The organism is Fundicoccus culcitae, from assembly GCF_024661895.1.
Classification (GTDB): Bacteria; Bacillota; Bacilli; order Lactobacillales; family Aerococcaceae; genus Fundicoccus_A; species Fundicoccus_A culcitae.
Genome location: NZ_CP102453.1, coordinates 1,581,279 through 1,604,779 on the forward strand (window position 1 = coordinate 1,581,279; position 23,501 = coordinate 1,604,779).

The 23,501-nt window shown below is 39.7% G+C and carries 23 protein-coding genes; 9 read left to right on the plus strand and 14 right to left on the minus strand.

The window, feature by feature from the left end; all coding sequences use genetic code 11:
• Nucleotides 1-6 precede the first annotated feature (6 nt).
• The 4 genes from NRE15_RS07080 to NRE15_RS07095 form a co-directional block, all read right to left on the minus strand.
• Nucleotides 7-1,452: a glycoside hydrolase family 1 protein gene (locus NRE15_RS07080; RefSeq protein WP_313794891.1), complete on the minus strand. Its 1,446-nt coding sequence runs from the start codon at nt 1,450-1,452 to the stop codon at nt 7-9.
• A gap of 67 nt (nt 1,453-1,519) precedes the next feature.
• Nucleotides 1,520-2,818, minus strand: a complete 1,299-nt coding sequence (locus NRE15_RS07085) for a PTS sugar transporter subunit IIC (RefSeq protein ID WP_313794892.1) — start codon at nt 2,816-2,818, stop codon at nt 1,520-1,522.
• Between the two features lie 17 nt (nt 2,819-2,835).
• The gene (locus tag NRE15_RS07090) at nt 2,836-3,135 is read right to left on the minus strand and encodes a PTS sugar transporter subunit IIB (RefSeq protein ID WP_313794893.1); all 300 of its coding nucleotides are present in this window, start codon (nt 3,133-3,135) and stop codon (nt 2,836-2,838) included.
• Between the two features lie 2 nt (nt 3,136-3,137).
• A complete protein-coding gene (locus tag NRE15_RS07095; protein ID WP_313794894.1) occupies nt 3,138-3,461 on the minus strand; it encodes a PTS lactose/cellobiose transporter subunit IIA in 324 nt (107 codons plus the stop codon).
• Between the two features lie 301 nt (nt 3,462-3,762).
• Between NRE15_RS07095 and NRE15_RS07100 the strand changes: the two genes are divergently transcribed.
• On the plus strand, nt 3,763-4,197 hold the full coding sequence (locus NRE15_RS07100) for a DUF3284 domain-containing protein (RefSeq protein WP_313794895.1): 435 nt from the start codon (nt 3,763-3,765) through the stop codon (nt 4,195-4,197).
• A 135-nt stretch (nt 4,198-4,332) separates the two neighbouring features.
• Here NRE15_RS07100 and NRE15_RS07105 read toward each other — a convergent pair whose 3' ends face one another.
• Complete coding sequence (locus tag NRE15_RS07105) at nt 4,333-6,963, minus strand: PRD domain-containing protein (RefSeq protein ID WP_313794896.1); 2,631 nt, start codon at nt 6,961-6,963, stop codon at nt 4,333-4,335.
• Between the two features lie 275 nt (nt 6,964-7,238).
• Between NRE15_RS07105 and NRE15_RS07110 the strand changes: the two genes are divergently transcribed.
• Complete coding sequence (locus NRE15_RS07110; protein WP_313794897.1) at nt 7,239-8,615, plus strand: 6-phospho-beta-glucosidase; 1,377 nt, start codon at nt 7,239-7,241, stop codon at nt 8,613-8,615.
• A 47-nt stretch (nt 8,616-8,662) separates the two neighbouring features.
• Here NRE15_RS07110 and NRE15_RS07115 read toward each other — a convergent pair whose 3' ends face one another.
• The 6 genes from NRE15_RS07115 to NRE15_RS07140 all read right to left on the minus strand — a co-directional run bounded on the left by NRE15_RS07115 (nt 8,663) and on the right by NRE15_RS07140 (nt 12,559).
• Nucleotides 8,663-8,815 carry a hypothetical protein gene (locus tag NRE15_RS07115; protein ID WP_313794898.1) on the minus strand — a complete coding sequence of 51 codons (153 nt, stop codon included), beginning with the start codon at nt 8,813-8,815 and terminating at the stop codon, nt 8,663-8,665.
• A gap of 69 nt (nt 8,816-8,884) precedes the next feature.
• Entirely contained in the window at nt 8,885-9,502 is a 618-nt protein-coding gene (locus NRE15_RS07120) for a MurR/RpiR family transcriptional regulator (RefSeq protein ID WP_313794899.1), read from the minus strand.
• 1,210 nt (nt 9,503-10,712) lie between these two features.
• Nucleotides 10,713-11,111, minus strand: a complete 399-nt coding sequence (gene aac(6') / locus NRE15_RS07125; RefSeq protein WP_313794965.1) for an aminoglycoside 6'-N-acetyltransferase — start codon at nt 11,109-11,111, stop codon at nt 10,713-10,715.
• A 37-nt stretch (nt 11,112-11,148) separates the two neighbouring features.
• Entirely contained in the window at nt 11,149-11,901 is a 753-nt protein-coding gene (locus NRE15_RS07130) for a cyclase family protein (RefSeq protein ID WP_313794900.1), read from the minus strand.
• Between the two features lie 28 nt (nt 11,902-11,929).
• A complete protein-coding gene (locus NRE15_RS07135) occupies nt 11,930-12,106 on the minus strand; it encodes a hypothetical protein (protein WP_313794901.1) in 177 nt (58 codons plus the stop codon).
• A 54-nt stretch (nt 12,107-12,160) separates the two neighbouring features.
• A complete protein-coding gene (locus tag NRE15_RS07140) occupies nt 12,161-12,559 on the minus strand; it encodes a MerR family transcriptional regulator (RefSeq protein WP_313794902.1) in 399 nt (132 codons plus the stop codon).
• Nucleotides 12,560-12,676: 117 nt separating this feature from the next.
• Between NRE15_RS07140 and NRE15_RS07145 the strand changes: the two genes are divergently transcribed.
• Nucleotides 12,677-13,546 carry a DegV family protein gene (locus NRE15_RS07145; RefSeq protein ID WP_313794903.1) on the plus strand — a complete coding sequence of 290 codons (870 nt, stop codon included), beginning with the start codon at nt 12,677-12,679 and terminating at the stop codon, nt 13,544-13,546.
• Nucleotides 13,547-13,624: 78 nt separating this feature from the next.
• Here NRE15_RS07145 and NRE15_RS07150 read toward each other — a convergent pair whose 3' ends face one another.
• A complete protein-coding gene (locus NRE15_RS07150) occupies nt 13,625-14,269 on the minus strand; it encodes a hypothetical protein (RefSeq protein WP_313794904.1) in 645 nt (214 codons plus the stop codon).
• A gap of 188 nt (nt 14,270-14,457) precedes the next feature.
• On the opposite strand from NRE15_RS07150, the gene NRE15_RS07155 reads away from it, so the two are divergent.
• The gene (locus tag NRE15_RS07155) at nt 14,458-14,997 is read left to right on the plus strand and encodes a D-glycero-alpha-D-manno-heptose-1,7-bisphosphate 7-phosphatase (protein ID WP_313794905.1); all 540 of its coding nucleotides are present in this window, start codon (nt 14,458-14,460) and stop codon (nt 14,995-14,997) included.
• Between the two features lie 49 nt (nt 14,998-15,046).
• Here NRE15_RS07155 and NRE15_RS07160 read toward each other — a convergent pair whose 3' ends face one another.
• The gene (locus tag NRE15_RS07160) at nt 15,047-15,664 is read right to left on the minus strand and encodes a CadD family cadmium resistance transporter (RefSeq protein WP_313794906.1); all 618 of its coding nucleotides are present in this window, start codon (nt 15,662-15,664) and stop codon (nt 15,047-15,049) included.
• A gap of 487 nt (nt 15,665-16,151) precedes the next feature.
• Here NRE15_RS07160 and NRE15_RS07165 point away from each other — a divergent pair, with 487 nt between their 5' ends.
• The 4 genes from NRE15_RS07165 to NRE15_RS07180 are packed head-to-tail and all read left to right on the plus strand — an operon-like array spanning nt 16,152 to nt 17,312.
• Nucleotides 16,152-16,433 (plus strand): hypothetical protein, encoded by a 282-nt coding sequence (locus NRE15_RS07165; RefSeq protein WP_313794907.1) that lies wholly within the window; start codon nt 16,152-16,154, stop codon nt 16,431-16,433.
• 2 nt (nt 16,434-16,435) lie between these two features.
• Nucleotides 16,436-16,657: a hypothetical protein gene (locus NRE15_RS07170; protein WP_313794908.1), complete on the plus strand. Its 222-nt coding sequence runs from the start codon at nt 16,436-16,438 to the stop codon at nt 16,655-16,657.
• Nucleotides 16,600-16,881, plus strand: coding sequence for a hypothetical protein (locus tag NRE15_RS07175; RefSeq protein ID WP_313794909.1), 282 nt, complete (start codon nt 16,600-16,602; stop codon nt 16,879-16,881). The genes NRE15_RS07170 and NRE15_RS07175 overlap by 58 nt, the downstream gene beginning before the upstream one ends.
• 53 nt (nt 16,882-16,934) lie before the next feature.
• A complete protein-coding gene (locus tag NRE15_RS07180) occupies nt 16,935-17,312 on the plus strand; it encodes a hypothetical protein (RefSeq protein ID WP_313794910.1) in 378 nt (125 codons plus the stop codon).
• Nucleotides 17,313-17,397: 85 nt separating this feature from the next.
• Here NRE15_RS07180 and NRE15_RS07185 read toward each other — a convergent pair whose 3' ends face one another.
• On the minus strand, nt 17,398-19,326 hold the full coding sequence (locus tag NRE15_RS07185; RefSeq protein ID WP_313794911.1) for a flavocytochrome c: 1,929 nt from the start codon (nt 19,324-19,326) through the stop codon (nt 17,398-17,400).
• A 287-nt stretch (nt 19,327-19,613) separates the two neighbouring features.
• Between NRE15_RS07185 and NRE15_RS07190 the strand changes: the two genes are divergently transcribed.
• The gene (locus NRE15_RS07190) at nt 19,614-23,057 is read left to right on the plus strand and encodes a pyruvate carboxylase (RefSeq protein WP_390887197.1); all 3,444 of its coding nucleotides are present in this window, start codon (nt 19,614-19,616) and stop codon (nt 23,055-23,057) included.
• Nucleotides 23,058-23,501: the final 444 nt, after the last annotated feature.

The window sequence follows — 23,501 nt, forward strand, 5'->3', positions numbered from 1 at the left end:
TTCTTTCTAATCTAAAATTTCGCCATTCGATGCAATGACTTTTTTGTACCAATGGAATGAATCTTTACGATAACGTTTCATCTCTGCGGTTTGGGCTTTTACATCGTCTTCATCGCGGTCAACATAAATAAAGCCATAGCGTTTACTGATTCCTTCGCGGGTAGAAACTAAATCCATGGCACTCCACGGACAATAGCCGATTAATTGCGCACCCTCTTCAATCCCAATTTTCATTTGTTTAATGGTTTCGCGTAAATGTTCAATACGATAGTCATCATGAATCTGGCCGTCTTCAGTTAAGGTATCCGGTCTACCATAGCCATTTTCCGTTAACAACACAGGTAAATGGTATCGTTCCGTCAAACGTCTAGCCGTTACACGAATCGCATACGGATCATAGCGGTTGCCATCCACCGAATTTTCAGCAAAATACGGGTTCACCACAGATTTACCTACACCCGGTTTCTCCATTAATTTCATCAAATAACTCTTATTGGTGTTATCTGACATATCAACGTCGGAAAAATCTAATTCGTAATAATCTAAATGTTCAGTTGTATCATTCCCATAGCAATTAAAGCCGATAAAATCCGGTTTGCAGGTGCGCATTATCTCAAAGTCATCTTCATGAACATCCAACACCACGTCATTCATTTCAAAATATGCATACACAGACTGTGGATAGCGACCAAACACCAACGCATCGGTATAAAAGTTATTGCGTAAGTCATCCATATTTTGGGCTGCTATGTAATCTTTTGGATCAGCCGATGCTGGATATGATGTAGTTAAATTAGGCGCTGGTCCAATCCATGCATCTGGTAATAATTCATGGCACAAATGAATGGCTTTAGCTTGAGCCACTAAACCAACATGAGCTTCATTATATAAATCATTATTTGATTTGGGATTTCCTGACCCTAACATGTCAAAAGCACCAAAGAAGGTCAGCATATTTTGTTCATTGTAGGTTAACCAATATTTTACTTCAGGATAATTTTTAAATAATATCCGACAATAATTAACATAGGCATCAATCATTTGACGATTAATCCAACCCCCATATTTTTCTTGTAAAGCTAAAGGTAAATCAAAATGATAAATGGTGACAACCGGCTCAATGTTGTATTTATGCAACTCATCTAACACATTACGATAAAATTGAATCCCAGCTTGACTGACTTCGCCTTCTCCCTCAGGTAAAATTCGACTCCAAGAAATCGAAAAACGATACGCTTTAAAACCCATTTCAGCCATTAAGGCAATATCTTCTTTATAATGCGAATAGAAATCACTGGCATAGTGAAAAGAAGCTGTGTTGGGATTTAACGTCTTAACATCCCAAATCGACAAGCCACGCCCACCTTGATCAAAACCACCTTCGACTTGTGCGGCTGATGAACTTGCTCCCCAAAGAAAATCTTTCGGAAAGCCTTTGTTTGTTTCACTCATTTTATTCTCCTCTATTCTAAAGCAAGATAAGGCATGTTACCTTGTCTCACTAAAATAAATATCACGCTTAAACCACTGCGTCTGCTTCTAATTGAGCCGCTTCTTGTTCTTTAGCTACTAATTGTTTTTCATAAGCTTTAAAGAATGGGTAGTATATAAGCCCAACTGGTATAATCATTAAATAGGTCCATAGAGCATTACGCCAATTTAGGGTTGTTAAAAATTCAGCCACACCCATTGGTAGTAATGAGAAGATAGGTACAACCGTCATCGTTAAAAAGCCTGACATATAGCCAAAATACAGTAATATACCCATGATTGGTACATTGAGTACAAATGGAATGGCTAAAATAGGGTTGTACATAATTGGCATTCCAAAAGTTACGGGTTCATTAATATTAAACCATCCTGGAACTAAGGCCACTTTTGATACTGCACGAATTTGTTCTGATTTTGAACGTAACCCCATTAAAACTAATGGCAAGGTATTACCTGTTCCTCCGACAAAGGAAACGGCACTAAATATAGCTACTGGGAAGAAGGTTAAGGGCTCACCAGCTTGATAGGCCGCCGCATTGACTTGGGCAGCTTGAAACATTAAAGGCATGACAACAGGTACAATAATCATGGTTCCGTGGATACCAAATATCCATAATACCGCAGCAAACGTGATTAAAATTAGGATACCAGGCACGGATGTTAAAGCTGCAAGTGGTGCTGAAAGTAGAGCCATAAAACCTGATGGTACGGTATGGACCCCATTTGTTAAGGCTGATACCACAATGCCAAGAATCGAAAAGATTAACACATCAATTGTTAGAGGAATAATCGATGATAAACTGTCCGTTAAAAATTGGGGTACTACATCTGGCATTTTAATACGAATATCACGATCGACTACAAATTTTTCAATTTGAATGACCACAAATACGATCAAGAAACCAACGAACATACCTTGTGCGCTTAAGTAAGTAATATCGATAAAGTACGTTCCTGCTTCATTGGTACTTAAAGGGGCAGCAACTAAGAAAAAGACAATAATCGCATTAATCGCTTTCAAAATGGGTGATTCTAAATCTAATTTTTTTGCATAATTATAGGCAAAGAGTAAAACAACCCAAGCTGATAACATATCCATCGTAAATTTGTAAGGAGCATAAATAATATTGTAAATATCACTACCAACTTCAAACCAACCAAACTGGCTACCCAAAGATGCAATAATCGTTGAAATAGCACCAACCATAATTACCCCCATGGTTGACATCATCGCAGCTTGTAATGCGCTTAAAAATTTATTAGAGCCTAATTTTTGTCCAAAATTTTGTAATTTCACAAAGAAAGGACTATTAAAAATATTTTCCATAGGAACTCATTCCTTTCTTATTTTTGTGCATACAGTTTTTGAGCAAGTTTTAAAATATTTTGTGTGTTAGCAATCGCATAATCATACGACGGAATAGCTTCCGTAGGTAATCCTGTATCCTCTTTAATTTGTTGAAGTTTATAACTTACTTGCGGTCCAACAAGAATAATTTCATATTCTTTAGCATATTCAGCATAATTACCTAAACCTACGGCGCGGATATCTAAATCAATCCCTTGTTCTTCCCAATATTTTTCCATTTTTTTCATTAAAATACTTGTTGACATACCGCCAGCACACACCAATAATATTTTCATTTCTATTCTTCTCCTCTTGTTCGATAAATATCGACTAACTCTTTAATTAATTCTACCGCCAACATACTTGTCATTAAATGATCTTGTGCATGAATCAGTAATACATTGATATCTAACTGTTCACCATTGGCCTCATTGGTTAATAAATCGGTTTGATACTGATGGGCTTGATTGGATGCTTCTGATGCTTTTTGTAAAAAATCATCAGCTTCCTTAAAATTACCTTGCTTGGCTGCTTCTAATGCTCTAAAACCATAAGACCTTGCGTCACCTGCGTTTGCTATGAGATTCATCGAAATTAATTCTAACTGCGTATCCATCGGCATTTCCTTCCTCTACTTTTTATACTTACAAGCACATTCTAAAAAAGTTAAACCCTAGTGTCAAAGCTACTTAAAACGCTTTTTTAAGCATTTATATACAGTAAAAATACAGCGTATAAGCTAAAAACTGGCAGGGCTAATCTAGATGCAACAAAATACACATCAAAGACTTCTAGTGTATACCAAAAAAGCTAAGAAATACCGCACTGTATATTTTCAGGGATATTTAGTTAGGTTTTGAGAGATTTCATTAATTAACTCCAAGAAGCAACTTGCATAAAACAATTTGTGATATGATTCAATTATGAAGATAATAAGAACATTGAGTATTAGTAGCGATGCGTTTTATGATTATCTTGTGAATCAATTATTATCCGAAGCAAATGCTGTGCCTGAGATGAACTACAATCGAAACCATATTAAGAAAGGATTTAAATTTCATCGGAACATGCAACATACATCGATTGTTAGTACAACAGAAGTCTTAGACTATCAGCCCGGAAAACAGTTAGTTGTGAAAACGACTCATCATACGGATTCGATCGAGTTTAATTATGAAACGCGTCAGTCGCCAAAAGGCTTAGAGGTCACTTTTAAGCAGGAAATGAGTGCTTTCGATAAGAAGAAAGGGCTTCGTTTCTTTCGGGGTTTTAGTTCTGCCATTTATTTAAGTCGGATGTCCAATAGTTTATACGCTATCCAAGAACAAGTCCTTAAAGAAATGGAGCGGCAAAAGTAGATGGAAATTTATTAAAATAAATAATGTCGCGACAAAAATGCGAACTTTTCAATGATAGCGGAATGGCAGTCAGCCAGTTCATTCTATAACACTATCATTGAAAAGTTCGCATTTGTCATTCTTATTTAGGGGAAATTACACTTTGCGTAGGATCATGATGATGGTTGCAATATCGCCATCGTTGATAATGATATTAAAGGATTTTTCCAGTACTTTGAACATGTTTCGCAATTGGCGATAATCATCTTGGAAAGCAATTAAAATCTTATCTCTAAATTTATTTTCGGCCACTGTCTCCAAAGATAGTTTCTTTTCAATTAAACTAACCAAGTGCATAAATAAGCCAATTTGTTGCTCTTTATCTAAGTCAAAAATGACTGTGAGTTGATCAAGGAGTTCTGGCAAAATCATCTTCACTTTAGCCATTGACGTATATTTTAGTTGCTCATCTAAAAAGTCATAAATAGGATCAAAATCAATTTCCTGTTCTACAATGGGTTCAAATTTTAGAATTTTATCGAGATTTTCTTTCTTATTTTCAAATATTTTTGAAATGGGAATAAATGGAATGCCTAATAATTTAGGATCATAAGTTCCAACGAAGGCATGAATTTGATTGGTGCGTTTTAATTCAATGACTTCTTTTAATAGTTGCTGACGATCACTAATCGCTAGAGCTACGATATTATAATCCAAATTTGAAAACTCATCGATATAGTTTTTAAGCTGATAGGCTCCCCCTTCACCGGTATGACATAAAGTGATAATCAATTTATCGAGTTTTTCACTTTCATTGGTATACGCCTTTAATTCCTTGGTCGCTTTATGATAAATATCTTCAATATCATCTCCCATAAAACACCTTCTAGCTAAATCAATACCGACTAATGTCACTGGAATATTAATGCCTCTAATTTTAATGTGTGTTTCATCTGAGACGGTTTCAATCATGGTTTTAATTGATCCCATGTCATAAATCACAATAACACCTTTCCCTTGATCAATTTTAATGATTAATTCTTTAAACTCTTGCATCGCTTCTTCAATATCTTTTTCTAAATCCAAGTCATAACTGTAACAAACATTTGATTTAGTCAAACTATTCGTTACTTCCATGAGTGACTTTGCGGTCGAATGCCCATGCATCGCATATAAAAGTACCGGATGCTCTTCGGATGGCGTATTATCTGATTTCAATAAAAACATGGTTATAATAACGACTTCGTCGAATGGCACTTCTAAATTCAGTTTCTCTTTTAAAGTTAGGCTAAGTTGATTGCTTAAGCCGTATTCTTGCGGATAGTTTTGAATGATGGAAAGAATTTGTTCATTATCGACCCTTTGACGCGTAAACGACGCCGTCATCAAGGCATTGATATGTAAACACAAGCCATAAAAAACATTAGAACTAAAGCTGCGATTTAATTCGCGCGAACAGATTTCTATCCAATCATCAACAATCTCAATAATGCGTTTATCAACGAGCTTTGATAGTTGCTCTAAATTTTTTTCATCACTTTTGGTTTCTTCGTACCTGTAGATGTTAAATAGCTGTTGTAAATGAGTATTTATTACACTCTCTATATTTTGTTGATTGATGCCTCGACTAATTAAATCATTATATTTCGATTCAATATCTTGATACATCGACTCATCTTTAGCGTCATTCTTAACAAAACCTTGTTTTTTGTCAAAATAAATATAATCATTTGAACCAATTAGCTCATGGACTTCATGATAAAAACTTTTTATCTTGATCTGTGCTTGTTTGATATTAACAGAAAAATCATTAACAAATACCTTGATGACTTTATCTTGTTGACCGATTACTCTTACATAAGCTTTGGCTGAAGCTACCGTAATTTCTCTCTCCAAGGCTTTTATATTGCCAGCAAAATCGGCTAACAATAGACCATTAATGGCTTCAGAACTCACTTGAATATCATGCATTGAATTCGACGCTTCTATTGTAAAAAATTTATTGATTAAAGCAAATTTCTCTTCCAAAGGTCGTTTGTTTAAATCAGGTAATTCAATCGTAAATGAAATTTTATCCTGAATTGAAGTATTTGAATTTGGTTTGCATGCAATAATGATTATTACATCACTAAAATTTGTTTCATCTGCTTCAGCAAAGGTAAATTGACTGTGCCTTTCTAAGATTTTGCTAATTTCATTTTGTTGTTCAGGTTTTAAGAGCTCGAAATTATCAATAAACAGGACGCCGCCTCGAGCTTGAGCGAACGCACTATCTTCCATCGCCATATTTTTTCCGAATAAAACGTCATTTAAAGCATCTAAATTCGATTTATAGTGACGCGAACTCACCTTGATAAATGGCGCATCATTCTCTACGACAGCTCGTGATTTAGCAAATTGATAGATTAAATGCGCGAAAGAACTGGTGCCAACCCCTTTATTGCCTTGTAACAATATATTTAACCGCCGGTTAGGATAGAAAATAGCCGCCTTGGCCAATTGAACTGCATGACGTAAACTCCCATTTAAACCGACTAAATCACTAAATAATGTGGCTTCCATTTCATCATAATTCGTATCTTTTAATTGATATAAAACGGGTCGTGTATTAGTCTTTTTTAACTTATTATCTTTCACTAACTGGTTGAGTAATGCAGATACATTAGATCGTTGCATATCAAAAGCTTCAACGATTTCATTCGTGCTTACGCCTTCAAAATCTTTATTGGCTGAGTAGGTTTTCTTTTGTATAAAATCGTAGAGTTCATCTATTTTTTTAAGTGACATGAAATCGCCTCCAAAACAATCATACACTATAGACGAAAAATCTTAAAGTGACTTTTAACTTTTCTAACGAACTTCCCTAAAATATACACTAGAGATAAAACATTAATCTAACAGTCATAGCAAATGTATATAGTGTATAAACCACTATCGCGTGGTACAAATTTTCACAACTTCATCCCCTTTTCAACAAATCCTGAAAATCGCTTACAACATCTCAAAATCACTTGTCAACGCCTGTTTAAATCCATAAACTTAGTCTTAAGGAGGGATTTCAAATGAGTAAAAAACTTAAAATTGTAACAATTGGTGGCGGGAGTAGTTATACACCCGAATTGGCTGAAGGATTAATTTTACGTCAAGATCGCTTAGATATTAAAGAGTGGTGGCTCGTAGACATTGATGCTGGTAAAGAAAAACTTGAAATTGTTGGTGAAATGGCACGTCGACAAGTGAAAGCAGCCGGTCTAGATTGGGAAGTTCACTTAACAACCGATCGTACATTAGCGTTGAAAGATGCTGACTTTGTTACCACCCAATTCCGTGTAGGACAACTTGATGCAAGAATTCGTGACGAACGTATCCCAAGTAAATATCACTCTTTAGGGCAAGAGACAAATGGTGCTGGCGGTATTTTCAAAGCATTTAGAACCATCCCGGTTATTTTAGATATTATTAATGACATGAAAGAATTGTGTCCTGACGCTTGGTTAATTAATTTCACTAATCCAGCAGGTATGGTGACAGAAGCAGCAATTAAGGTTGGTGGCTGGAAGAAAACGATTGGTTTATGTAATGTACCGATTGGTTCTACTCGAATGAATAACACCGCCATGGGTTATGATGGGCAAGATGTCTTATTCCATAAATATGCCGGTTTGAACCACTTCCATTGGCACCGAGTTTGGGATAAAGATGGTAGTGAAGTGACAAATAAATTGATTGAAACCATTTATAACCCAGAAAGCGACTTTTTAAAGGATCACGAAGTAAAAAATATCATGCTTGTCGGCTACAATTATGAACAACTGAAAAGTTTAGGGATCATCCCCTGTGCTTATCATCGCTACTACTATATGTCTGAAGATATGCTAGAAGGCACCTTAGCTGATTATGAAAAAGGTGAAACCCGAGCCGAAGTTGTGAAACGAACGGAAGCAGAGTTATTTGAATTATACAAAGATCCGCATTTAGATTATAAACCTGAACAATTAGCCTTACGTGGTGGCGCACATTATTCTGATGCAGCTTGTGAAGTGATCGCTTCGATTGTTAATGATTCTAGAACCGTAATGGTAGTTTCTACACAAAATAACGGGACGATAACTGACCTGCCATATGATTCAATCGTAGAAGTTTCAAGCGTTATTACTGCGCATGGAGCAGAGCCATTTAATTGGGGTAGTTTCCCAGCGGGTGCTCGTGGTCAGCTACAATTAATGAAGTCCATGGAAGAGTTGGTCATTGAAGCGGCCGTTAAAGGTGATTATGGTAAAGCGATTGAAGCATTCACCGTCAATCCATTAATAAATAGTGGCTCACACATGATGGATATGTTAAACGAAATGTTAGTCGCTAATAAGGATTATTTACCACAATTCAAAGAAACAATCGCCAAGCTAGAACAAGAAGGCGTTACTTACATCCCTCAATAATTCAGTCAAAAAAGGCAGCTTTCACCCAGGTGATGGCTGCCTTTTTGTTATGTATCCCAGCGTTTATAATCTAAATTTTCATTATTTTGGTCATAGTTCATTGAAAACACATAGGCAAAAATCAAATCAATCACTAACTGAATCGCCGCTCTGGACGAAAATGACGCCATTTTCTTCATGAGCTCTTCTTGTGGTGGCACATGAATCACCTGATCAGCATATTGACACAAGGGGTTATCTTGCGGTCCAGTGATTAATATATAGGGGATTTATTTGTTATTGAGAATTTTGACAACGGATTGGTTGGTTTGCCCAATCCCAAAATACGAAATCACAATCGCTAAAGAACCCTCCGGCTGCGTCATACTTTGCATAATTTGATAATCGGAAGCAGGCGTTAAAAGCGCATTAATACCCACACGATACAATTTATATTGGAAATCTTCACATAAAATAAGTGATTGACCTTTTCCATAAAAATAAATACCTCTGGCTTCAACGATTTGTTGTGCGACTCTTTCTAGTTGATTGAGATCCAAGACACTAAATGTATCCAAGATAGCTTGAATATTTAAGTTCAATATATTATGGGCTATTTCTTGTTGATTGGCTTCTTTTTGAAAGGGAATATCATGTTCAATCCGCTTATCAGTCAGATTAAAGTTATTAATTTCCTTGGCTAGTTGTAGTTTGAGTTCACTAAAGCCTTCTGTATCTACTTTACGACAAAAACGGGTCACACTTGAGGTACTGGTATAGGTCACATCCGCTAATTCTTGGATAGTCATTGAAATCACTTTTTGCGGAAATTCATTCACATAATTCGCTATTTTTAGTTCAGAATCCGAAAAGTTCTGCTTACTTTTAATTCGGTTTAATAACATCATTGGGATTCACCTCGCTAATTCAATCATAACTCAAATTAAGGATTTGAGCTATTGAAAAATTTGGTGTGGAGGAGGGTTTTAATGCTTGAGACGGGGAGGTTTCAGGCTTAGGTGTACTTCTGGGTGAGGAGAAGTTAAAGTGGTTTGGCTTTGGGTGTACTTCTGGTTGCTTAGAAGTTAAAGTGTTTTAAGTTTACTTATACTTCTGGATGCTCAGAAGTTAAAGTGTTCCCTGTTCACTTGTACTTCTAACTGCTCAGAAGTTAATGCATTTCCAGTCCACTTGTACTTCTGGTTGCTCAGAAGTTAAAGTGTTCCCAGTTCACTTGTACTTCTAACTGCTCAGAAGTTAAAGTGTTCCCTGTTCACTTGTACTTCTAACTGCTCAGAAGTTAATGTGTTTTAGGTTCACTTGTACTTCTAACTGCTCAGAAGTTAAAGTGGTTTAGGTTCACTTGTACTTCTGGTTGCTTAGAAGTTAAAGTGTTTTAGGTTCACTTGTACTTCTGGTTGGTCAGAAGTTAAAGTGTTTTAAGTTCACTTGTACTTCTAACCGCTCAGAAGTTAAAGTGTTCCCAGTTCACTTGTACTTCTAACTGCTCAGAAGTTAAAGTGTTCCCAGTTCACTTGTACTTCTAACTGCTCAGAAGTTAAAGTGTTTTGAGTTCACTTGTACTTCTAACTGCTCAGAAGTTAAAGTGTTTTAGGTTCACTTTAACTTCTAACTGCTCAGAAGTTAAAGTGTTTTAGGTTCACTTGTACTTCTGGCTAGTCAGAAGTTAAAGTGTTTTAGGTTCACTTGTACTTCTGGTTGCTCAGAAGTTAAAGTGTTTCAGGTTCACTTGTACTTCTGGTTGCTCAGAAGTTAAAGTGTTCCCAGTTCACTTGTACTTCTAACTGCTCAGAAGTTAATGCGTTCCCAGTTCACTTGTACTTCTGGTTGCTCAGAAGTTAAAGTGTTCCCAGTTCACTTGTACTTCTAACTGGTCAGAAGTTAAAGTGTTTTGAGTTCACTTGTACTTCTGGTTGGTCAGAAGTTAAAATGATTTGAGTTCACTTATACTTCTGGCTAGCCAGAAGTTAAAGTGTTCCCAGTTCACTTGTACTTCTAACTACTCAGAAGTTAAACTGTTTAATTTTTGCTCGCACCCCCCACCAGCCACAAAAAAAACTTGCTGACCTAAAAATGAGATCAACAAGTCTAGTCTATTCATTCATCCAACCGCTTAATAAAATGTATCGTGCGCTCAACTTCTGTAAAACCATATGCCAAGTGAAACGCCAAGCTATCCGCATTTTCTAACTCACAATCACTCGCAAACTCCACGCACGCTCTTTCACGACTCCACGCTTCACACGCTGCGATTAACCGTGAAGCCACTCCTTGTTTACGATAAGTCGCTTCGACGTAGATACCTTCTAAGTAGCCAACCGGACTAGAACTTGAGCCTTCCACCCAGTCATTGCGAATTTGGCATTGAGCAAAACCTACTAGAACACCTTCAGCTTCAGCCACATAGAAAACGGCCTTTTCAGGATTCAACAACAATTCTTTAAATTCCCCGCTTAACTCATCCGTATCAGAACCAAGAAACACTTTGGTTCCCATCAACACCAATCCATCTATATCTGCAAAAGTCGCTAGCCTAATTAACATCGGCTTCGGGCACTATGGCAAAAACTTCGACTGGGAAGCCTGGTGCATCTTTAATGTGTGGCATGGTCACAAAAATCACACTACCAACCGCAGGCAGTTGATCTAAATTCGCCATCAATTCCACTTGATATTTATCTTCGGCTAACCAATAAAGCTCAGCTTCAAGAAAGCCCGCTTCAGCCGCTTCAACTCCGCTATCGGTATTCAGCGTTTCATGGCCAATGGCCGTCACATGGCGCGTCCGACTCAAATATTCCAAGGCTGGAATTGACCAACCAGGTGTGTGCTCGACATCATTTTCATCGGTATTTTTAAACACATCGCTATCGTAGAATCGTTTATACCAACCACTTGAAAAAGCAACAAAGCAACCTTCCGGCAACACCCCATGCTCAGCTTCAAATGCTTGAATATCCTCGACCGTTACCGCATAGCCTGGCGTTTCTTTGACCTTGTCCTCCAAATGAATGACATATAAAGGCAACACCCGTTCTTTCAAGCCAATTTCTTCCATCCCACGTTTACCTTCGGCAAAATGTTTAGGCGCATCAATATGCGTTCCGTGCGAGGTTCCAATCGTATACTCACGCGAATCCGCACCCGAATCAGCAATCGTCGAAATAATCTTTTCCTGCAAAGGATTAAAAGTATGATAAATCGGAATCGTCGCATCCACTTCATGCGTCAAATTCACCCAACGGTACCCCTTTAACTGCTCCAACAACCTTTGAACTTCTGACATCCAAATTCCTCCTTTTTAATAAATATCGCTAATTCTCTTCAAAAATAGCCGTACAATTACCTTTTTCATCGATATCACTGACTTTAATAATCGTTAAATTTTTCTTATTGGCATAATCGGCGATTTGTTTATAGATTTTGGTAGTATTGGATTTGAATAAGCCCATATTAGGTTCGAATTCTTCAACAATATATTTTTTGGCCATGTATTTTCCTCCTCGTAAATTTTTACTCCTATTATTTTATCCTGGTAAACCTTGTTATACCGTTTTATGATTTTTTTCATCGAGTCGTTCTTCAAATTTGGCTAAATGTTCTGCATTATCGTCAATTTTGGTATTGAGAAAGCTGAGTGCCTCGTTAAGGTTATCGATTTGTTCTTCTAATTTTCTTTTTTCTTCCAGTAGAATGGCTTGTCTTTGTGCCATGCTTTGTTCGCGACCTGTTTGGAATAGTGCAATATATTCGACCAGTGCATTCACACTCACCCCTGCTTTGCGCATAATTTTAGCAAAATAAACCCAGTTAAGATCTTGTTCTGAATACATACGATTGCCATTACTATCGCGCGTGACAGTTGGAATAATCCCTATTTTTTCATAATACCTGAGAGTATCGGCAGATAATTGATACTTTTTGCTTACTTGTGAAATATTCATTTGCTCAGTCCTTTAGCAGCGATATTTATTATAAGTATAACATGTAAACTTAATCTTTTTACAGGCTTATGTTAAACTAATAGAACACAAGTGATTTTTTTTAGAAAAGGTGATGACATGAGTAAAATTGCATTTGTAACGGATAGTGGGACGGGTCTTTCGGTCGCTGAAAATGCAGCTAATGGTTTCTTTAGCGTGTCTTTGCAAATTGCGTTTGGCGATAAAAGCTATCGGGAATTTGAGGAAGTGAGCTACCCTGAGGTTTACAAACAATTACATAATCAACAAGTGGTTAAAACGTCTTTGCCGAATTTGGGCGACATTGAAGACTTATTTAAACGAATTAAAGATGAAGGCTATACTGAAATTTTCGCTGTACCCATTTGTCCGGGCTTAAGCGGAACGGCTAGCGCGATGCATACGACCGCTCAAAATATGGATATCCCTTTTACTTTTTTTGATACGGGGACAACCGCTTTAATTCAACGTTATATGTTGAAATTGGCGAAAGCTTTGTCGGAAAAAGGTTTGGCGGTCAAGGAAATTCTCGAACGTTTGGAACAAGCGTTAGAAGGGTCGAATACCATTTTGATACCTGACGACTTGATGCATCTATCGCGTGGCGGTCGCTTGTCTAAAACGAATGCAATCGTTGGTAACTTAATTAAAATGAAACCTATTTTGCAAATAAATAAAGCTACAGGCGGAAAAAATGAAGTCGTTAAGACCGTGCGTACGTTTAATAAATCTTTGCAATATGTGATTGAAGAACAAATGTCCGCTTTAAAACAAACCGAGTTTGATTGGCATGTAGTTGTTGCCCATGTGGATGCTTTAGACCTTGGTCAGAAGGTCCTCGATAAAATCCAACAAAGCTTTCCTAAAGCCAGTACAGAACTTATCGATTTAGTCCCAACGGTAAGTGCCCATACCGGTTTAGGTTGCATCGGTTTCCAATTTTTCCGTAAGCAAGAGCTAAATGCGTAAAATAATCCGTCCTTTTCATTTGCCAAATGGTTGGCATTTATTTGAAAAGGACGGATTATTGTTTGGGTTTATTTGAATTTAAAGTGCATCGTCCATGTCATTGGGTTCAATCGTTTCATCGTGTCTCAGAAAGGTGCGTTCATCATAAGCTGTTTCGGAATCCAATGAATCGAGTGTGCCTTCATTCATTAGTTCTTCATCGGAATACGGAAAATCAGCATCGGCAAATGGACTTGAAGTGGTTTCTGCATCAAGGCCAACGTTCATTAACTCTTCGTCTGAGTAAGCCATTTCCTCTGGTGTGACTTCAATGTCACGTTCCTTCATTTTGGGCTTTTCTATAGTTTCTGTATCATCGTTATCGTTAACCGCTGCCGAATTAAATAAAGGGATGCGTTCTTCATAGACTTGATCAATTAAAACAAGTAATTCGTCACGGTCCAATGAATCTTTGTATTGTTTAAAATCAACATCCACAAATTCATCGCTGTCATTGGCATCATTACTCCAATCAAATATACGTGCAAAAAAGCCGCGATTATCTGCTTGATCATCTAATAACGCTTCATAAACGATAAAGTCTGCTTCACCATGGTAAGCATGTTCGACATTTCCAACCACTGCAACACTATTACGCGGGACCCCTTGATTTAAAATATAGGCCACAGCTTCTTCTGCTTCTATCACCGTTGGGTAAATTCCATAAACATATTTCCTTGCCATAATTCAACTTCCTTTCTTTTGTTAATTACTTATTGATTCAATTATATTATACATTAGATTTAAATGTTACTAAAACGCTTCAATATTGGCTTATTTTTATTGAACAAGCTGTTTTTGTATGCTACTCTTTCCTTGTAATAAAGTAGGATTATCGCAGAGATATTTATTTGAAGGGGTTTGAAACGAAATTGAATAAAGCAATCTTTTGGGATTTGTTAGGAACGCTGGGTGGGGCGAGTCGAAGTTTATTGACGGAGGACTTTCAATTGTTTAAACAAGCGATACCGGCGTTGAGAGCGGCGACGCAAAAAGGTTATCTGAATATAATCGTAAGTAATCAAAGCCAAATTGCTCATGGTTTGATGTCCCTCGAGGATTTTAACGCCGCTTTTTTTAAATTACTAAACTTTTTGCATGCACAAGGTGTGATGATAACTGGCGTTTATGTGTGCCCGCATCGAACCGAGGATAATTGTATTTGTAAAAAACCGCAGCCTTATTTTATCGAGCAAGCCATTAATACGTATCAACTGAAGCGGCAATTTTCCTATGTCATCGGTGATTCTTGGGCGAACGATATGGTGTTAGCTAAAAATACAGGCTTAAATAGCATTCTCGTTTTAACGGGTGAAGGTGTGAACAGTCTGATGGTGGCACGCGAAAACTGGCAAGATGCGCAACCGACGCATATCGCCAAAGACTGCTTGGATGCGTTGGCTTATGTATAATGGCAAAAAAAGAGGCTGCCGCTTTTTAATGCGTACAGCCTCTTTGATTTTAACCTACAATCAAACTCCACAAATATTGCAAGGTGCCATTTTCAACCATAATATAAATTCCCAGCGGAATAAATACAAGCGGTACAATGATGCGTTCATATTTTTCGATGGTTGCGTTAATCATTGGTATCGATGACAAGCGATCGCTCAACTCACACAAAAGCACAATCCCTATAATAAATACCCCAATAACAATGAGGATGTCAGTCCAAGATAATCCTGCAAAATAAGGAATGTAAATCCCCAAATTGTCGCCACCCGCAGCTATCGTTAATAGCGCAACGGTCCAATACATGCGATTGGCCCCGCCCTGATCGACTTTTTCCAAAATTTCATCCTCATCCGCATCTTCATCGACTAATAAGACTCTGATTCCTAAATAAATCGGAATCAAACCAAGAAAGCCTATCATCCAGTCTTCCGGCACAAAATTGACAACATAGGCAGCTAATAGACTTACCGCCACTAAAATTCCCGTTCCAATAAATTGCCCAAGGTAGACATGTCTCTTCGTATCTGGTTGTTTCGCCTGTGCAAATAAAATAATTAAAATAAATAAATAATCGATAGACGTCGATATGAACACACCTATCGCCGTTAATAGTGTTTGTCCCATAAAATATCTCCTTATATTGTTAGTTTGGATACTATTTTAGGCACATAAACACATTAATTTGAAGGTGGCTAGCGGATAAAACCTGATAAAATCCATCGCTCGCAACTCCTTATACTTGATTTATCTAGATTACCACAAAAAAACCATAAATCCAATGAGTAGATTTGGTGGTGGAGGGAAGTATTAATTGGGGAGTGGGAAGTGGGAAGCGACAGACCGACAGCTTAAGATGGCTTGCTAAATGAGGATTAAAGCTATTCCGGCCTATTTTCTACTTATTTTGGACAGAATAACTCTATTCTATCCTTTTTTTGCTCATTTTTGGACAGATTAATCCAACCTATCTATTTTTACTCATTTGTGTTTAATATCATAGGGAAAACTCTGAGTGACATTTGGCGCGGTTATTGTCATGAGGAAAATTCTGAGTGACATTGGGTGCATCTATTGCCATAAGGAAATAAGCGCGAAAGTCGGACAAACCCATTTGCCGGATCTCATTCCGCAACGACGTCCGCCAAACCCATTTACCGGACGTCTGTTGAAAATGTCGTCCGCCTTTTTAACTTGTTTTATAGAAAACAAACTAATTCATCCCATTGCCGGATCTCATTCCGCAACGACGTCCGCCAAACCCACTTGCCGGACGTCTGTTGAAAATGTCGTCCGCCTTTTTAACTTGTTTTATAGAAAACTACCTAATTCATCCCATTGCCGGATCTCATTTCACATCGACGTCCGCCAAACCTACTTGCCGGACGTCAGCTGAAAATGTCGTCCGCCTTTTTAACTTGTTTTATAGAAAACAAACTAATTCATCCCATTGCCGGAGTTCTTTTCGCAACGATGTCCGCCAAACCCACTTGCCGGACGTCAGATGAAAATGTCGTCCGCCTTTTTAACTTGTTTTATAGAAAACAAACTAATTCATTCCATTGCCGGATCTCATTCCGCAACGACGTCCGCCAAACCCACTTGCCGGACGTCAGTTGAAAATGTCGTCCGCCTTTTTCGACTTTTTTATAGAAAACAACCATATTCGCACCCTTGCCGGATCTCATTCCGCAACGACGTCCGCCAAACCTACTTGCCGGACGTCAGTTGAAAATGTCGTCCGCCTTTTTAACTTGTTTTATAGAAAACTACCTAATTCATCCCATTGCCGGAGTTCTTTTCGCAACGACGTCCGCCAAACCCACTTGCCGGACGTCAGATAAAAATGTCGTCCGCCTTTTCGACTTTTTTATAGAAAACAAACTAATTCATCCCATTGCCGGATCTCATTCCGCAACGACGTCCGCCAAACCTACTTGCCGGACGTCAGATGAAAATGTCGTCCGCCTTTTTAACCTGTTTTATAGAAAACTACCTAATTCACCACCTTGCCGGATTTCTTTCCGCAACGACGTCCGCCAAACCCACTTGCCGGACGTCAGATGAAAATGTCGTCCGCCTTTTCGACTTTTTTATAGAAAACAAACTAATTCTTCCCATTGCCGGATCTCTTTTCGCAACGACGTCCGCCAAACCCACTTGCCGGACGTCAGATGAAAATGTCGTCCGCCTTTTCGACTTTTTTATAGAAAACAACCATATTCGCACCCTTGCCGGTTCTCTCTTCGCAACGTCGTCCGCCTTTTCGACATAACTGATGAAAAACAACACAAAAAAACCGTCACAGCTTGTTTGGGGAGCTGTGACAGTTAGTTTAATAGGCTTTGTTAGGGAGGTATTTATTCGGCGGTTAAAGAGGTGGCGGCGTTAGCGCCGGCAATGCGTCCGTAGACAACGATGTCGGCTAAAGCATTTCCGCCTAGACGGTTGGTTCCGTGAATGCCTCCGGTGACTTCGCCGGCAGCGAAGAGACCTTCGATGACTTCGCCGTCTTCATTTAAGACTTGGGCAGCGGCATTTATTTGGAGGCCACCCATGGTGTGGTGAACGGTCGGTTTGCGGGCAGCCGCGTAAAATGGTGCGATATCTATTTTGTTGTCAAATAAGGTACGGCCAAAGGGATCTTCGATGGTGCCGTCAACGGCTTGGTTGAATTCATCCACTGTTGCCACTAAGTTAGCCGGATCGACCCCTATTAATTCTGCCAATTCTTCTAGGGTGTCAGCTTCATAAGCGCGACCAGCGGCTACTAACTCGTCAATGGTTTCATTGAAATTGTTGCGTGTATCCCCTGTTGGGTATGAATGTTGGTCGACGATGGTCCACATCAAGGCATCTTCTTGTTCAAATAACGCTTTGGTCATGACGTCACGGCGTTCGCCTTCGTTGACGAAGCGTAGACCGTCAGAATTCACAAAAATACGGTCTTGAACGCCTTGTTCAATATTACCGGATAAACTACCCGTTTCAGGGTCACCCATGGGTAATAATTGGATATCGCTCATGCCGACTAAAGAGGCATTGACTTGTTGTCCCAATTCAATCCCATCACCTGTTGCGCCGGTATGATTGGTTGTTTTAATGTCAGCTAAGGACGGCCAGTTTTCATTGAATTCTTCGCGCATTTCTTCATTGGCGGCAAAACCACCGGTCGCAATAACAACGGCACTGGCTCTTAATTCAACCTTTTCCCCGTTGCTTTCAACGATAACGCCGACTACTTTTCCGTCTTCAACTATCAGGTCAGTCGCTTTGGTATTTAAGAAATATTGCATGTCATCCGCATTTTCATCGAAATAGTTGCTAAAGGCATTAATATATCCTGTTCCTAGCGGTTCTGATGGTTGATGGGCACGGGTCCATAAGCCACCTAAAACGGTAAACATATAGTCGTTGAATTCCATCCCTAAAGATTCCATCCATTCAATCCCTTCATAGGCTTGGTCACCTAATTGGTCGACTAAAACAGGGTCAGCGGTTTTATCCCCACCATTGTATGTTTGTAACTTATGTAAAGAGGGTGAATCAAATAAATAGGTTGCTCCAGAAGCTTTGTAGGCTTCCCATTCTTCGGCTAAGGTTGCTTGCCAAGATTGAACGAGTTCGTCGGCTTGTTCCTCAGCAATAATGGTTTCGACGGTTTCACGCTCAAGGTCCGTCATTTCGATTGATTCTTGGCGACCTGGGTCGGCAGCATTATAAGCGGCACCTGAAAGAATGGTGTTACCACCTAAACGTGGCATTTTCTCAACTAAGATAACTTTAGCCCCATTTTGATGGGCACTAACGGCAGCGGCTAACCCAGATCCACCGCCACCAATAACAATGACATCGGTTGTTTGGCTTTGGATGGTCTCAACTTCTTCAACTGTCTCTGCTTCTTTTTCCTTTAAAGCATCAACATCGGCACCAGCGGCTTCTAACGCTAGGGCTAAAGCTGCTAAAAAGCCGCTTGAAGAGCCTGTTGCACCCGAAACCACATCAACATTTAAGGTTTGTCCTTGAATGACTCGATCAATTAAGGTTGTGATGGCTTCATCACCAATACCTGGGGTTTCATCGGCTGCATCGGCTTCGATGGATACAATCCGATCGTCCGTTACCGTAACGGTCACCGTTACATCCCCACCATAACCCCCGCTCGTTGCTTCATACGTTCCAGCCATATACTCTTGGGCTGCGACCTTGGAAAGTGTGGGTACAAATAGTCCTAAAACCATGACAAACAGCATCAAAACTTTTAGCGTCTTGCCAATCGTTTTACACATTCAATCTCCTCCTTGTGAAATATCTCATAAACTAATCATAAATGATTTTTATTCGACTTTCAATAGTTTTTGTGTTTTATTTCACATATTTTTGGTGTAATCGTTTTAAATTAATCGATTCTTCCTAATATATAAACATCCCCCTTTAAATAAATATTTCACTATGTCGGCTGGTTGCGCTTTCTGCCCTAGCAGTGATATTTATTAAAAATGAATGTGTTTTTCAAAAGGGTTTTCCTATATAATAGGTTTATGTACACGGAATGGGAGTTGAGAGTGTGAATAAGATTAACAAAGTCCTAGTCGCTAACCGCGGGGAAATTGCCATTCGCATCATGCGCGCGTGCCATGAGCTCGGAATTAAAACTGTCGGTATTTATTCAAAAGAAGATATTGGTACGTTGCACCGTCAAAAGGCGAACGAATCTTATTTGGTTGGGGAGGACAAGAGCCCGACGCAGGCTTATTTAGACATCGAAGAAATTCTGGCGTTAGCTAAGGATAAAGATGTTGATGCGATTCACCCTGGCTATGGTTTTTTAAGTGAAAATGAAACCTTTGCGCAGCGTTGTGCTGAAGAAGGGATTATTTTTATTGGGCCGGAACTGCAACATTTAGGCATGTTTGGTAATAAAACGCGTGCTCGTGAAACGGCTATTAGTGCGGGTTTAAAGGTCATCCCGGGTAGTGAAGGTGTGATTGACTCGGTTGATGAGGTGTATGCTTTTGGACAAGAACATGGTTACCCGCTGATTGTGAAAGCCGTGAGTGGCGGTGGCGGGAAAGGAATGCGGATTGTCCATGATGAATCTCAAGCGCAAGATGCCTATGACCGGACCAAATCGGAGGCCATGAACTCGTTTGGGAATGATCATTTATACCTTGAAAAATACATTGACCACCCTAAACATATTGAGGTGCAAATTTTGGGTGACCAATTTGGCAACATTGTACATTTGCATGAGCGGGATTGTTCGGTGCAACGGCGCCATCAAAAAGTGGTCGAAGTAGCACCGGCCTATCATTTGTCGCAAACTATGCGTGACCGTTTGAGTGCAGCAGCCCTGCAATTGATGAATCATGTGGGCTATGTGAATGCTGGAACGGTTGAGTTTCTGGTTTCGGGCGATGACTTTTACTTTATTGAAGTCAATCCGCGGGTTCAAGTGGAACATACTATCACGGAAGCCATTACGGGAATTGATATTGTTAAAACGCAAATTCTCATTGCCGATGGCGAATCGTTGTTTGGCGAAGCCATTCATATGCCGGCACAAGACGCGATTGAGGTTCAAGGTTTTGCGATACAGTCGCGGATTACAACCGAGGATCCGATGAATGATTTTGCACCCGATACGGGCAAGATTAGTGGTTACCAATCTCCCGGAGGTCCTGGTATTCGTTTAGACGCCGGCGATGCCTTCCGTGGCTCGGTGATTTCGCCTTATTACGACTCTTTGTTAGTGAAAATTACTGCTAGCGGCACTACGATTGACGAAACAATTTCGAAAATGTCACGAGCTTTGGACGAAATCCGTGTGGTGGGTGTGACCACCAATATTTCTTTTTTAAAAAATATCATTTTACATCCGATGTTTTATACGGGGGATTATGACACCACCTTTATCCAGGATTTCCCTGAACTGTTCGACTTTGTGCCCCCTCGCAATCGCGGTACGAAAATCTTGCGCTACATCGCCGACGTGACGGTTAATGGTTTTCCTGGGATTGATGTGAAAGAAAAACCTAAATTCGAAAGCCGTACAACCCCTAAAATAAATATCACCCAAGCTGTGTTGGGGGTTGAAAAGCCAACCTTTAAACATTTATTAGATGCGGAAGGTCCTGAAGCGGTTGTTCAAGCCGTCTTAAATAGTGACCATACCTTATTAACAGATACAACCTTACGCGATGCCCATCAATCCTTGTTAACGACACGTTTGCGGACGGATGATATGGTTCGGATTGCGCCTTATATGAATCGGACGTTGCGTGATTATTTCTCACTGGAAATGTGGGGTGGCGCCACCTTTGATGTGGCTTACAATTTTTTACGTGAAAGTCCTTGGCATCGTTTAAGGGAATTGCGTGCCTTGATTCCGGATATTCCTTTCCAAATGTTGTTGCGGGCATCGAATGCGGTTGGCTATAAAAATTATGCGGATAATGTGTTGAGTCAGTTTATTCAAACGAGTGCAGAAGCTGGGATTGATGTTTTCCGAATCTTTGATTCTTTGAACTGGATGGAAACCATGAAGTTACCTATAGAAGAAGCACTTAAAACCGGTAAAATTGTCGAAGGGGCTTTGTGCTATACCGGAGATATTCTCAATCCGCAGCGTTCAGAGATATTTACTTTGGATTATTATGTGAAGTTAGCTAAAGAAATTCAGGCGCAGGGCGTGCATTTCTTGGGCATCAAGGATATGTCGGGGATTTTGAAACCTGAGGCGGCCTATATGCTGGTGAAAGCACTGAAGGAAGAGATTGATATTCCGATTCATTTGCATACGCATGATACGAGCAGCAATGGTTTAGCGACCTATTCGCGGGCGATTGATGCGGGCGTGGATGTGGTTGATACGGCTAACGCCGGTCTGGCGGGTCAAAATTCGCAACCGGATGCGAATGCTTTGTATTACAGTCGCCAAGGTAAAGAGCGTAATGTGGTGGTTAATTTGGATGCCAATGATCAGATGGCTGAGTATTGGAAGGTGACGCGTTCGTATTATGCGCCCTTTGAGTCTGATTTGAAGACAGCCTTTACGCAAGTTTATGACTATGAAGTGCCGGGTGGTCAGTACAGTAATTTGCGGGCGCAAGCTAATTCCTTAGGCTTGGGTGGGCGTTTTGGTGAAGTGATGGACATGTACAAAACGGTCAACAAGCTATTAGGTGATATAGTGAAGGTGACGCCTTCTTCGAAAGTGGTTGGCGATATGGCTTTGTTTATGGTGCAAAATGATTTGGATGAAGTGAATGTGTATGAGCGTGGGAATGAGGTCGATTTCCCTGAATCGGTTATTTCTTTCTTCCAAGGACAGATTGGGCAGCCAGTTGGTGGCATGAATGTGGCGCTGCGGGATGTTGTGTTGAAAGGGCGCGATTATATTACGGATCGGCCGGGTAAATATATTGAGCCTTATGATTTTGATGCGGCGCGTGACGAATTGTGTGTCTTAATGCCTGAGCGTGAGATTAGTGATGAGGGCTTGTTGAGTTATGCTTTGTATCCTAAGGTTTATACGGATTATTTACGTTTCTTTGAGGAATACAACAAGATTCAAGTGATTGATACAGCCACCTTCTTTTATGGTTTGGAGCCTAATGAGCAGGTGGTGGTGGATTTGGAGCCTGGTAAGTCTCTATTAATTGAGTTAACGAGCGTGGGGCCTTTACGTGGTGGTGGCTTACGGACGGTCTATTTCGATTTAAATGGTTTACCTTATGAAGTAGAAGTTCAGGATCGCAATGTTGAGGGTACGGTGATGGTACGCAAAAAAGCGGACAAGACGAATCCTAAACATATTGGTGCTTCTATGCCGGGTACGGTGGTGAAGGTGATGGTGAGTGAAGGCGAGCGTGTGAGCCAGAATCAAACGTTAATGGTTACTGAGGCGATGAAGATGGAGGCGGCTATTCAAGCGCCGCGTGCTGGGGTTGTGAAGAAGCTTTATGTCAATGAAGCCGATCAGGTTAAAGGCAATGATTTGTTGATTGAGTTTGAATAGGGGTGTTGCATAAATTCGACCGTAAGGCGCTACAAAAATTCGACCGTTTTTAATGATAGGGGGACCGTTCTGGGCCTCGTTGCTAATGCTATCATTAAAAACGGTCGGATTTTTTTGGCTTTCAGTGGGTAGTAAGGGGGAAGTGAAGAACCGTCATTTCTCACTTGCGTAGGCGCACACATATTCGGGCAGTTGTTGTGTGCGTGATGGGGAGCGCACACATATTGGAGCAGTTGTTGTGTGCGTGAACCTAAGCAGGAATATGTGACCATAAATAAACTACAAATTAGGCTATTCGGTCATCAAATGACTGATTTCGTGACTGAATAAAGCTAATCTGTCATCTGCTCAAGTAGCAAAAGACAGAATAGCCTTAATCTGTCATCTGCTCAAGTAGCAAAAGACAGAATAATTTGATTCTGTCCAAAATCCAATAAAAAAGTA